The organism is Paenibacillus sp. NPDC056933 (assembly GCF_042674385.1).
Lineage (GTDB): Bacteria > Bacillota > Bacilli > Paenibacillales > Paenibacillaceae > Paenibacillus.
Window position 1 is genome coordinate 826995 of record NZ_JBHUQN010000001.1, and the last position, 12851, is coordinate 839845.

A 12851-nucleotide genomic window follows, 5' to 3' on the forward strand; every position below is an offset into this window, starting at 1 on the left:
TTTTGGCTCCAAATGAAGAGAGCAAGAGGAGGTGCTGTAATGCCAAAATTAAAAGATATCGCAGAACGTGTAGGCGTATCCATATCAACGGTTTCGCGCGCGATCAGCAATGATACCAATCGACCGGTCAATGAAGGGACAAAGCGGAAAATTAGGGAAGCTGCTCTTGAGTTGGGATATATTTTGGATGAATCCTCCAAATCCATTGGCAAAGAGATTACCTCAGCCAAACGGATAGCTTGTATCGTGCCACAGATTTTGATGGATGATCATCCGTACTTTTCACAGGTACTGACTGGTTTTCACGTTAAAATGACGGAAATGGGGCTGCCTCCAGCAATTGTCCGAACTTGCGAAGAACTTAGTGACACCGAACGGATAAAGATGATGCTTCAGGAAACGGGTACTCAAGGAATAGTCGCAATCAGCTGGTACGATGAAAAATTGTTTGAGCTGCTTGAGCAAGAGAATATCACTGTATTGGGTGTGAGTCTCAATGACGAAAGGCTTACTGTACCGGTCGTTGACTGTGACCGAATATTTTCTGCCCGCACAGCAGTCCGTCATTTGATCGAGCAAGGGCACACCTGGATTGGGTTTATCGGTGGCCCCGCATATTCGGAACAAATAGAGAGCGAAGAAAGGTATGTCGGTTATAAATTTGCCATGCTAGAAGCAAACCTGAATCTGAATGAACATTGGATTATCAACACCAACTGGAATGTGAATCTCAGCTACAGCAGACTGACGGAACTCCTGACCAAAACGCCGAAGTCTGATTGGCCAACGGCAATTTTTTGTGCAAGTGATATGCTCGCTATTCCTGCGATGCGGGCAGTTGTTGAACAAAATGGCCGTATTCCTCAAGATATCGCATTCGTGGGCATGGATAATATTTCTATGGCGCAGTATACAACACCACCTCTGACGTCCGTACAAGTTCCAAAATATGAGATCGGCAAAGTGGCTGCACAATTAATTAACGATTATCTGGAAGGACGTTATTCATCTTTGCATAAAGTGTTGTTGCCCAGCACCCTTATTGTACGGGAATCATCTGTTTATGATCGTACAAATCGTACAAATGACTAGTTAGTTGTGTGATATTATATTACATATAAAACCAGATAATTTTAATATAAAACCTGCGAGGAATGCATCCGCGTGGGTTTTTCTTGTCTTTTTAGCCAAAAAATAATCCAAATAAAACCAAAAAAATGTTTGACAACCGTCTGTGGGCTATATTATGATGTATGAAATTAAGTATTTGGCGTTATTTTCTATATTTTTGGATTTAGCCACCAGCTAAGATTATACCGTAAACAAAATTATTGATTGCGCTTTCATCCCCTTTAAAACAATGTTTATATAAAATATACAAGAATCCTCTAAAACTCTTATAACCCATTATCCAAACTGATTCCTATCAATTTACATAAAACAGACTCCAAAATAAAACCAAGTATATATCCAAATATATATCCAAATATATATCCAAATATATATCCAAAAAATCTCCTTGCATTAGATAATGAAGTCATCTATTAACGCTCTTCACTCACTTTGTGTAACAACTTCTAACATATAAGTACTTTAAATCAAATCTTAGAAATCGAAAGAAAGGTGGGAACTGCTTCAAGCAGCGTTAGGACGCTGGTGATTTAACACAAAGACATTTTGCCAGGCAGAATTGTAGTGACAATTCCAGGGGGGATGTTCATGGCCAATACAACTGTACAACCTGCAATGAATGCAGTACATGAAAAGAAGAGAAGAAGACTTCAAAAGTGGAACCCCATTTTACGAAATTGGCAGCTTTATTTGTTAATTTCACCAGTTGTTGCTTATTACATTGTCTTTCAGTACTTGCCGATGTATGGCATTCAAATCGCATTTAAGGATTTCATTGCAACGAAGGGAATCTGGGGAAGTCCCTGGATCGGTGTTGAACATTTTGAACGTTTTTTTCACAGTTATTACTTCTGGAGATTAATTAAAAATACGCTTGGACTTGGGTTGTACAGCTTGGCGGTAGGTTTTCCAGTCCCTATCATTTTGGCGCTTCTGATGAATGAGGTAAGGGCGGAAAAGTTTAAAAAATTTGTTCAGACCATAACCTATGCGCCGCACTTCCTATCAACCGTCGTGGTCGTAGGCATGATGATGATGTTTTTATCGCCGCGATACGGAATCATTAATCATTTCATTGGTATGTTCGGCGGTAATCCCATTAATTTCTTGTCTGAACCATCCTGGTTCAAGACCTTGTTTGTGATGTCGGATGTATGGCAGACCATGGGCTGGAGCTCGATTATTTATTTGGCGGCATTAGCCGGCGTGGATTCTCAGCTTCATGAAGCAGCGCGTGTGGATGGGGCAACCCGGTTGCAGCGGATATGGCATATTAATATACCGAGTATTATGCCGACAATTATCATTTTGTTCATTTTAAATATCGGAAGCATCATGGGTATTGGTTTTGAGAAAGTCCTACTGATGCAGAACACACTGAATTTAGAAACCTCGGACATTATCTCTACCTATGTTTACCGGAGCGGGATACAAGATGCTGAATACAGCTTCTCGGCGGCGATTGGTCTGTTTAACTCCATAATCAATTTCATCTTACTAGTCACGGTTAACCAGATCTCAAAACGTATGAGTGAAACGAGCCTATGGTAAGGGAGTTGCTGATGCATGCTTGTTGAATCTAGAGGAGATCGTATTTTTAATATAGTTAACCATTTTTTGTTAATTATAATTACGCTCATTGTTATCTACCCGCTTGTTTTTGTGTTAAGTGCTTCGTTCAGTGATCCGCAGGCCGTCCTGCGTGGTGAAATGTTCCTATGGCCCAAGGGGATCAATCTCCATTCTTATGAGAAGATTTTTCAGAACAAAGATATCCTCAGAGGTTATACCAATACACTGATCTATACGTCAGTGGGGACGCTGATTAATCTTGTCATGACGATTCTGGCGGCATATCCGCTATCCCGGAAGGATTTTATTGGCCGCAATGCCATCATGGCCCTGTTTGTTTTCACGATGTTCTTCAGTGGCGGACTAATTCCAACCTATATGCTAATCAAAAACCTTGGCATGTTAAACACATTTTGGGTCATGATCATTCCGAATGCCGTTTCGATCTGGAACATCATTATTATGCGGACATTCTTCCAGCAATCGATTCCACATGAGTTGCATGAGGCGGCGACGATTGATGGTTGCTCCAATATTCAAACGTTAACCCGGATTATCCTGCCATTATCCATGCCCATTATCGCGGTGACGATTCTGTTCTATGCTGTTGGGCACTGGAACGCCTTCTTTAACGCAATGTTGTATCTGTCAGACAAGAACAAATTTCCACTTCAACTCATTTTGCGGGAGATTCTGATTCAAGGCCAGACGAATGATATGGTCAAAATGTCAACCGAGTCTGCGATTAAGCAGCAAAGGGAAGTGGAGGGCATCAAATATGCTGTACTCGTCGTTGCTAATATCCCGGTGCTCCTGCTTTATCCTTTCCTGCAAAGATATTTTGTTAAAGGCGTAATGATTGGTGCCATTAAAGGATGATTCCTTGTATGGATAACGATGGGACAAAGGGAGGAATAAGAATGACGCTCAAAAAGTGGGGGAGTATCGCTCTGGTTTGTATGATGTCCGTTTCGATGCTGGCCGGGTGCAGTTCTAAGGATGCTGATTCGGGAAGTAGCAAGGATAAAGGAGCTGCCAATGGCAAAGTCAATACGAGCGGATTTCCGATCGTAAATGACACCATTAATGTGAGCGGATTTGCCGGGAAGTTTTTTGCCAATGCGGACTGGAACGATCTCAGACTCTGGAAAGAGTATGAGAAGATGTCCAATGTTCATATCCAGTGGGATACGGTGCAGAAGGATAATTTGAAGGAAAAACGCAATCTCCTGCTGGCAGGCGGCGCTTACCCGGAGCTGTTCTACGCCTCGGCGTTTTCCAGATCGGATCTGCTGAAATACGGCAAGCAGGGCGCATTCATTCCTCTAAATGACCTGATCGACCAATACGCGCCTAACTTTAAGGCTCTAATGAAGAAGTATCCAGTTATTGGCAAAGGGATTACGATGCCGGATGGTAACATATATGGGCTGCCAACCTTGTATGATCCGGAATTCAAGTCGGTTCTGTACGGAACACCTTGGGTGAAGCAAGAGTGGCTTGATAAATTAGGTTTGCAGGAACCGCAGACTTTAGATGACTTCTATACTATGTTGAAAGCTTTTAAAGAAAAGGACCCGAACGGCAACGGGCAAAAGGACGAGATTGCCTGGGGCGGTGTGGGAACGAATGGTGTGGTGAACTACCTGCGAGGTTCATTTGGGTTGAATAATCATGGCACCTCCAACCTTAACATTGATACAGACCCTCAGACAGATAAAGTACGCTTTATTCCAACCGATCCCCAGTACAAGGAGCTGTTACAGTTCGTGAATAAGCTCTACAAGGACGGATTGCTCGAGCAGGACATTGTATCTGTTAAGAGTACCGAAGTGGATGCTAAAGGTATGGAAGGCCTTATCGGAGTCGTGGATAATGTCGATCCGGTTGCGATATACAATCAGCAAGGTTATGTTGGCATGCCAGTACTGAAGGGTCCTCATGGCGATCAGACATACAACGCCTATGGTTCTCCGCTCGGTAATATCGGGATGTTCGTACTGACAGATAAAGCTCAAAATCCAGAGGCCATGATCCGCTGGATGGATTATTTCTACAGTGATGAGGGCATCAAAACGTTCTTCATGGGCTGGAAAGATGAGACGTATAAAGAAGACGCAGAAGGTAACGTAGACTATGTCGACAATATCAAAAACAACCCGGATGGCCTTAATCTAGACCAGGCAGTAGGTCAATACCTGATCTGGCCGGGTGGATACTACCCGGGTTTTGTGAAGCAGAAATACTTCAAGGGTGCTGAAGGTCTGCCAACTTCGGTTGATAATGCGAAAAAAGCAGAGTCGCACATCTTACCACAAGATCAAATTTGGCCTCCATTTAATTTCACGCAGGAAGAGCAGCGGGATCTGACCACTTTCCAGACGGATATTGAAACGTATGTAGATGAAATGCGTGACAAATTCATTACTGGAAATGAATCCTTTGACAATTGGGATCAGTATGTGGCAGCTCTCCAAAAGATGGGCGTAGAACGATATGTAGCCATCTATCAATCAGCGGCAGACCGTTATACCCAAGCGGATTAGAGGGTCATGAGTAGATTTCAGAACATAAAGGAGCGAACAAATATGAGTCAACTGAAAGCAGTCCTGATTGGAGCAGGTGCAAGGGGAGCGGGTGGCTATGCACCCTATGCACTTGATTATCCGCATGAGCTTACCTTCATTGCAGTTGCCGAAGCTGATCCAGTGAGGAGAGCAAGATTTGCTGAGAAGCACGGGATTCCGCCCGAACACTGTTATGAGTCGTGGGAGCCCCTGTTGGCTGAACCTAAGCTGGCTGATATTGCGGTTATTTGTACACAGGACAGAATGCATTATGGCCCAACCATGCAGGCTTTAGATAAGAAGTATCATGTTATGCTGGAGAAGCCGATGTCCCCTGATCCAAAGGAATGTCTTGAGATGGAACAAGCGGCCAGAGATAATGACCGGCTGCTGACGATCTGCCATGTGCTGCGGTACACACCGTTCTGGAATACAATCAAGAAGGTGATACAAGAAGGGCGTATCGGAGAAATTGTCTCCATTCAGTTGAATGAAAATGTGGGTTACTGGCATATTGCCCACAGCTTCGTGCGAGGAAATTGGAATAATTCCAACACATCCAGCCCGATGATCCTGTCCAAGTCATGCCATGATATGGACGTATTATCCTGGCTCGTGGATCAGCCTTGCCTCAAGGTCAGTTCGTTTGGATCTCTTAAACATTTTCATGAAGGCAATGCACCGGAAGGTTCCGCTGACCGATGCTTGGATTGTGCTGTAGAACCAACCTGCGCGTATTCTGCACCAAGATTTTATTTGAGTGACCCGTTCAGAGGTTGGGCAGGACATTTTACACAGGAGCTGACGAAACCGAATATCATACAGGGCTTGCGTGATACCGATTACGGCCGGTGTGTATACCGGAGTGACAATAATGTGGTAGATCATCAGGTCGTGAATATGGAATTTGAAGGTGGAGCTACGGCCATGTTCAGTATGTGCGGCTTTACATTTGAGCAGGAACGTAGAATCCAGATCATGGGGACTAAAGGAGAACTTCGCGGTGAGGAAGATCAAATCACCATGTATGACTTTTTGACACATCAAAAAACAGAAATCACAATCCCTTCTCAAACCAGTGGCCATGGTGGGGGAGACAGCGGCATTGTGAGAAATTTTCTGGATGAGGTGCGTCACTATAACGGCCAGGAAAGCCTGACATCGGCTGCTGCTTCTGTCCGGAGTCATCTGATCGCATTCGCAGCTGAAAAGTCGCGGCTGAACGGGGGCGAGTCTATCGATCTGAATGAATATGCCCGTCAGCTTATGGTGAAGGAAGAGCTATCTAAATAATTAGCAGTGTATCGATAAGCTGCCCCTCAAGGTATGAATATATTTTGAGGGACTGCTTTTTTTGTTTGTTTGGGGTTCGAGAGTTTTCTTCACGGACCTTCACCACAATCCCATCCACTAACTTTGCGAATTACTTCTTGTGTAATATACTTAGTATATTAATATTATGATGTCAGGGTGGTTTTGTGGAATTGCATTTATACGAGCAGATATATATCTATATTGTACAAGAGATTAAAGAAGGTCGATTAAAAGAAGGAGACCGGGTCTCTTCTGAAAAAGAGTTGGCTGAAAAATTTGGCGTCAGTCGTATTACATCGAAAAAGGCTCTGGAGAAATTGGCAGATTCTGGGGTTATCAAACGAATACAAGGAAAAGGTTCATATGTGGCTGATGGTATAATTGGAGGACAAGAACCGAAGCACTATTCAGAGGTAAGAACGCCCTTGGTTGCTGAGGATGATAAGCGGTTGATCGGGTTTATTATACCGAATTTTTCTGACGAGTTTGGCTTACAACTTCTTAGATCGATGGAAAAGCGGAGTGCTGAGCATAATTATCAACTCATTATCAAGCGAACTTGCGGGGATCGGGATGAGGAAAAACGTGCGATCGACTTATTTATTCGTTTAGGCATCAAAGGATTAATCGTGACCCCCATTCATGGTCAACACTATAATTCGGAGCTGCTTCGACTTGTATTGGATCGGTTTCCAATTGTTTTGGTCGATAGATACCTAAAAGGAATTCCGGTTTGTTCGGTGTATACAGACAATAAGAAAGCAGCCATGGATCTTACGCGTCATCTGATTAGCAAAGGTCATAAAAAAATTGCCTTTTTATCTCCGCCGGAAGAGAACACTTCAACATTGGAGGAAAGGCTGCTCGGATATACGTTTGCCTTTACCCAAGAAGGAATGAACTTGAACAAAGATTATGTATTGACGAACTTGAAGGGTACCCTTCCCATAAACATAAACGGAACAGCGATTGAAGGTGATAAAGAAACAGTAAAGCATTTTTTGAAACAACACCCTGATGTAAAGGCGTTTGTCGCGTCGGAATTTCTAATAGCTACCATGCTGGCTCAGGTCATCCACTCGATGGGGAAATCTTTAGAGGAATTCGAGATTGTTTGTTTCGACTCCATGAACGATTACCTGGGTCAACCCATCTTCACACATATTGAGCAGGATGAGAAACAGATGGGTGAATTAGCGGTGGATATGTTAATCTCTCAGCTGCATGGAACAGCAGTTCCCGAGCTGAACATTATTGAACATCGTATGGTCGTTAAAAATAACAGGTAGGGTTAATACAAGCGCAGCTCAACTAAAGCTAGGATATTGCTCAATGTGTCGAGAAGTCCCCAGGGGCTTTTCGGCACTTTTTTGATATCAGAAAGTATAAACTTCGTAGCATGGACCTTCCTGATATGGCTAGAAAAACTTCTTCTAAACGCGGTCTGTCTTCTGTGAAGTATGTCGATAGACGTTTTTCTTATGGTAAAGCTCGTTTCACATCAGGGAATTGGTTAGGAGACCGGAGATTAACGAACCTCGAAACGTCGATTTATATTTATTTATAGCCATACATCAATGTCGTAATATTGCAATTGACACGCTGTACGACGTCATATTAACATACTTAGTATAACTAGTGGATTTCTTATAACAAATTCACTTCGTTTATCATTTTCTGATTTTAATAGTTCATATCATCACTATTGTTAACGCTTACATAAATTGTGGATTTATCAGAAAATGAAGTGGATCTTATAGGAATTCAAGTTAAACGAATGAATTTAACTTAAGGGGGACTTTGAATGGGGAGATCCAAAAAATTCGCATTTCTAATTCTTGTTTACTTTCTGGTTATGTTACTACTTGTAACCGCTTGCTCAACGAAGGGAGGCTCAAGCGATCAGGCCGGAGAGGGGATTACAACGGTTACGATGTGGCATGGTCTTACCTCAATTGATTTAGATAATATGAATAATGTCGTGAAGGCATTTGAGGAGAAAAACCCTACCATCAAAATGAAATTGGTTTATACAGAATCCAGCGAGGGATCCGATCAGAAGCTGCTGACTGCAGTCGCAGGTGGCAATCCTCCTGACGTTGCACTTTTCGACCGGTTTAAGGTCGGTACTTGGGCTGCGCAAGGTTCTCTGACTGACTTATCCTCGATGGCAGCAGAATCCGGAATTCGTAAGGAAATGTATTATCCATTTGCTTGGGAGGAGTCCAGTTATCAAGGAAAGCTTTATGCAATGCCGATGGATACGGACTCTCGCCTGCTATTTTATAATAAGGATCATTTCAAAGAAGTAGGGCTGGATCCCAACAAACCACCACAAACGATCGCCGAGCTTGAAGCGGCCTCCGAAAAGTTAACCATCAAGGAAGGTAAACGTTTCAAACGGATCGGTTTCATCCCATGGTATTCGCAAGGCTGGCTGTATACTTGGGGATGGGCATTTGGAGGAGAATTCCAGGACGCTGCCACTGGCAAAATTACCGCAAATGATCCTAAAGTCGTTGAAGCGCTACAATGGATGACCGACTTCGGCAAAAAATACAATGTCGAGGATATTGCCGGATTCACAAGCGCAGCTGGCACGGAGGAAATGGATCCGTTCATTTCCGGTCAAATCAGCATGAAGATAAGTGGAAACTTTACGGTGAAGGGGATCGAAAAATTTAAGCCGGATTTAAATTACGGTGTTGCACCAATACCGACCCCAACAGGTACTGATTTTACGACATGGTCGGGAGGCGGGTCTGCTATTATCCCTAAAGGCGCCAAGAACGTCGCTGCTGCTTGGAAATTCCTCGAATTCTTAGGGAAAGAAGAGGGGCAAACGTTATTAAACGCTGACTCTCAAATTTCCGTTATCGATTCGGTTAACGACAAATACGGTTACAAGGACGATCCGATTATGAAGGAATTTATCAATATTTTGCCCAATTCACACAACCGCCCGGTTATTCCTGAAGGACAGCTGTTGTGGAATGAGTTAGCTTCCGCTACGGAAAAGGCTACCCGCGGTAACGGTACTCCGAAAGAGAACCTGGATAGAGTAACAGAGACTGTTAATAAGGCTTTAGAAAAATACGACAAATAGGGTGCTCGGTAGGCAGGGAGCGAACTCTCTCCTTGCCTATTAAAGAATGACAATTGGAAGGAGAATGCACATGGCGAAACTAGCCGATTCAGTTCAAGTAAACGCAATTCCATCGGCAAGGAAACGAGCACTCCACAGAACTAACGTGGTTGGGTGGCTGTTTGCTTCACCTTGGGCTATAGGGCTGCTATGCTTTTATGCAATTCCGATGCTAATGTCCATCTACTTCAGCTTCACTACTTACAGCATTCTGCAGCCTGGTGAATTTGTCGGAATGAATAATTATATAGATCTATTTCATGATCCTTTGTTTTGGAAATCCATATACAACACGATTTATTTTACCGTATTTTTTGTTCCATTAAGTATATTTTTCGGTGTGGCACTCGCTATGATGTTGAATATGAAGGTCAAGGGTATGGCTGTATTCAGAACGATCTTTTTCTTACCTACTCTTGTGCCACAAGTGGCTCTGGCTGTTCTGTGGATGTGGTTGTTACATCCAAACTTCGGATTGGTGAATGGGATGTTAGCGCATATCGGTATCGATGGGCCTTCTTGGCTTGGTGGTGAGTCGTGGTCCAAGCCCTCTCTCATTCTGATGTCGCTTTGGGGTATTGGGCAAGCTGTCGTTATCTACCTTGCTGGATTAGGAGACATCCCTGATGAGTACTATGAAGCGGCGCAAATCGATGGAGCTAACTGGTTTCAGAAAACGAGAAAGGTAACCCTGCCTTTGCTCACTCCCGTTATTTTCTACAACCTTGTCATGGGAATGATCGGTGCATTCCAACAGTTTACTCTTCCCTATACGTTGACCAAAGGGCAAGGAACTCCTGCAAATTCCATGACTTTTTACGTCATGTATTTATATGAGAACGGATTCAGGTATTTCAAAATGGGTTATGCCTCCGCAATGGCCTGGATCTTATTTATTATCGTTATGGCATTAACCGGAATTATTTTTATTACGTCCAAACGCTGGGTTCATTATCAAGGGAAATAAGGAGGAGGAAGTAAGGGATGAATCCTATCGCTATCAAAAGAATCAATCGTGCGTTAGCCTATTTATGTCTAATTGTTGCTTCTGCATTTTTCCTTATTCCGTTCATTTGGCTGCTTTCGACTTCTCTTAAACCACTCACACAAGTCTTTACATTCCCACCAGAGTGGATTCCGCATCCAATTCTGTGGAGTAATTATTCCCGTGCCGTTGAGTATATCCCTTTCTGGACTTATCTGAAAAATACGGCGATTATAACAATCGTTAGTACGCTTGGTGTGATCATATCCTGTCCCTTGGTTGCATATAGTTTTGCCAAATTAGAGTACCGTGGGAGAGGTATACTTTTCTTTGTTACCCTTGCTGTTATGATGATTCCCGGACAGGTGACGATGATTCCTCTGTTCCTGTTGTTTACTAAATTAGGTTGGGTAGGAACACCTCTTCCTCTGATTGTACCCCAATTTTTTGGAGTGCCCATTTACATTTTTCTATTACGGCAGTTTTTCATGGGACTGCCTGATGCCCTGCGCGAAGCGGCTCGCTTAGACGGCGCTAGTGAGTTCCGCATATATTTACAGATCATGTTTCCACTAGCCAAATCCGCCGTTTTAGCCGTGGCATTGTTTCAATTTATGGGGAGCTGGACTGATTTCATGGGCCCCTTGCTCTATTTAACCAATGAACCATCTTACACGGTTTCACTCGGATTGCAGCAATTTCAGAGTCAAAAGGGATCCGAATGGGGGCTATTAATGGCCGTATCCACCTTGATGACATTACCTATTATTGTTTTGTTCTTTTTTCTTCAAAAGACGTTTATTAGCGGCATTACATTTAGCGGTATAAAAGGTTGAACATCATTTGTATGAATTAAGCTAGCGATTCGGAACCCCAGTGTAGGTGGAGCCTTGGCCTGCGAGATGGGTTTCGATGAGGCATGAGCAAAAGCAGCCCATCCTCTGACGAGAACGAGCTGCTTATTACTTTTCTATTTCTTTTTCCATCCTAGAGTACTTATTCCCTCAAAATTGAGGTTTTTATAGGGCTATCATTCAAGTGCTGAGAATTGCAAATATGGTATCAGGTTCTCGTTTTAATGGCTAACCCACTAAACGATATAGGCCCAACAACATCGGCTCTTGTATTTGCAGTAAGGTTTTCTGCTGTGACTGTGTAAACATGGGAACCGGCTATTACATTTCTATCTTCTGCCTGGAACGTAACTGCATAATTTTGTTCAGAACCACTAGATTCGATACCTTGTTGGGTGTTGAAAATCTCTCTTCCATCGCGGAAGACTCTAAAGAGTATTTGCGCAATGCCAGTGACACCTCGAACACCAACGGTTGCTACTAAATCTACCCGATTAGGTTGAGCATTGACTGGAATCCGTAAAGTGATTGTTGCAAGGCGAGATCTTGCTGGTGAACGCCGGATAATAAATGAGTTTGCTAAGTTGAACCTACGGCGCGGCTGTACGGCAGCTTTATCAAGAATACGTACCAAAATATCAACTCCTCTTGTTTGATATCTTCAAGATATGTTGGACACAAAGAGAGTGATTGGACAATGATATAAGATGTGTGTTCTCACTTGGTCTGTACTACTTTTTCACCTTAACAATATTCAAAACCATTGGAAGGTCGTCTGATTCCCTCATAGGGATGAGGGGGCCTTCTTTTTTTTCCTTACAGTGCTATTTTTTTATCATTGAAGCTGATCTTTATTTATTTTTCCATCAACAATTTCGATGATGCGATTGCATCTTTTGGCGACTTCCAGATCATGCGTTACGATAATGACGGTTTTTCTTTCCTGATGGAGCTGCTGCAAGAGATCCATGATCTCCTCTCCGGTTTTTCGATCCAGATTTCCAGTCGGCTCATCGGCCAGAATTAATTCAGGTTCTCCGACCAAAGCTCTCGCGATGGCAGTCCGCTGCTGTTGTCCACCCGATAGTTCGCATGTGCTCCTTCAAACCGACTTTTTCAATATACAGCTGGGCTTTGGTGACTCGGTCTTTATGTTTTGATTTTCGGTAGGTGAGGGGCAGTGCCACATTATCAAGAACGGAATAGTCCTTTAACAACGCAAAGAATTGAACCCTAGTATATTTAACAGTGTACTTTTACCAGAACCAGAAGATGAGTTATCA

At 43.1% G+C, this 12851-nt stretch carries 10 protein-coding genes and 1 pseudogene; 9 read left to right on the forward strand and 2 right to left on the reverse strand.

Going from position 1 to position 12851, the window contains the following annotated elements; all coding sequences use genetic code 11:
* Positions 1-39 precede the first annotated feature (39 nt).
* From ACFTRD_RS03625 to ACFTRD_RS03665, 9 genes are all read left to right on the forward strand, one after another.
* Positions 40-1092, forward strand: coding sequence for a LacI family DNA-binding transcriptional regulator (locus ACFTRD_RS03625; protein ID WP_379377772.1), 1053 nt, complete (start codon positions 40-42; stop codon positions 1090-1092).
* Positions 1093-1719: 627 nt separating this feature from the next.
* Entirely contained in the window at positions 1720-2682 is a 963-nt protein-coding gene (locus ACFTRD_RS03630; protein ID WP_379377773.1) for an ABC transporter permease, read from the forward strand.
* Between the two features lie 15 nt (positions 2683-2697).
* Complete coding sequence (locus ACFTRD_RS03635; protein ID WP_379377774.1) at positions 2698-3582, forward strand: carbohydrate ABC transporter permease; 885 nt, start codon at positions 2698-2700, stop codon at positions 3580-3582.
* Positions 3583-3623: 41 nt separating this feature from the next.
* The gene (locus ACFTRD_RS03640; RefSeq protein ID WP_379377775.1) at positions 3624-5249 is read left to right on the forward strand and encodes a type 2 periplasmic-binding domain-containing protein; all 1626 of its coding nucleotides are present in this window, start codon (positions 3624-3626) and stop codon (positions 5247-5249) included.
* A 42-nt stretch (positions 5250-5291) separates the two neighbouring features.
* Positions 5292-6563, forward strand: coding sequence for a Gfo/Idh/MocA family protein (locus ACFTRD_RS03645; protein WP_379377776.1), 1272 nt, complete (start codon positions 5292-5294; stop codon positions 6561-6563).
* Positions 6564-6748: 185 nt separating this feature from the next.
* Positions 6749-7873 (forward strand): GntR family transcriptional regulator, encoded by a 1125-nt coding sequence (locus tag ACFTRD_RS03650; protein WP_379377777.1) that lies wholly within the window; start codon positions 6749-6751, stop codon positions 7871-7873.
* 644 nt (positions 7874-8517) lie between these two features.
* Positions 8518-9690: an ABC transporter substrate-binding protein gene (locus ACFTRD_RS03655; RefSeq protein ID WP_379377778.1), complete on the forward strand. Its 1173-nt coding sequence runs from the start codon at positions 8518-8520 to the stop codon at positions 9688-9690.
* Positions 9691-9760: 70 nt separating this feature from the next.
* Positions 9761-10696: a carbohydrate ABC transporter permease gene (locus ACFTRD_RS03660; RefSeq protein ID WP_379377779.1), complete on the forward strand. Its 936-nt coding sequence runs from the start codon at positions 9761-9763 to the stop codon at positions 10694-10696.
* 17 nt (positions 10697-10713) lie between these two features.
* A complete protein-coding gene (locus ACFTRD_RS03665) occupies positions 10714-11550 on the forward strand; it encodes a carbohydrate ABC transporter permease (RefSeq protein ID WP_379377780.1) in 837 nt (278 codons plus the stop codon).
* Positions 11551-11776: 226 nt separating this feature from the next.
* Here ACFTRD_RS03665 and ACFTRD_RS03670 read toward each other — a convergent pair whose 3' ends face one another.
* The gene (locus ACFTRD_RS03670; RefSeq protein ID WP_379377781.1) at positions 11777-12202 is read right to left on the reverse strand and encodes an exosporium protein C; all 426 of its coding nucleotides are present in this window, start codon (positions 12200-12202) and stop codon (positions 11777-11779) included.
* 201 nt (positions 12203-12403) lie between these two features.
* Positions 12404-12797: pseudogene (locus ACFTRD_RS03675) on the reverse strand (ABC transporter ATP-binding protein); the annotation flags it as partial.
* Positions 12798-12851: the final 54 nt, after the last annotated feature.

Coding starts and splice junctions, on each gene's coding strand:
- ACFTRD_RS03625 (WP_379377772.1), top strand. CDS start 40: ATGCCAAAATTAAAAGATATCGCAGAACGTGTAGGCGTATCCATATCA.
- ACFTRD_RS03630 (WP_379377773.1), top strand. CDS start 1,720: ATGGCCAATACAACTGTACAACCTGCAATGAATGCAGTACATGAAAAG.
- ACFTRD_RS03635 (WP_379377774.1), top strand. CDS start 2,698: ATGCTTGTTGAATCTAGAGGAGATCGTATTTTTAATATAGTTAACCAT.
- ACFTRD_RS03640 (WP_379377775.1), top strand. CDS start 3,624: ATGACGCTCAAAAAGTGGGGGAGTATCGCTCTGGTTTGTATGATGTCC.
- ACFTRD_RS03645 (WP_379377776.1), top strand. CDS start 5,292: ATGAGTCAACTGAAAGCAGTCCTGATTGGAGCAGGTGCAAGGGGAGCG.
- ACFTRD_RS03655 (WP_379377778.1), top strand. CDS start 8,518: ATGTGGCATGGTCTTACCTCAATTGATTTAGATAATATGAATAATGTC.
- ACFTRD_RS03660 (WP_379377779.1), top strand. CDS start 9,761: ATGGCGAAACTAGCCGATTCAGTTCAAGTAAACGCAATTCCATCGGCA.
- ACFTRD_RS03665 (WP_379377780.1), top strand. CDS start 10,714: ATGAATCCTATCGCTATCAAAAGAATCAATCGTGCGTTAGCCTATTTA.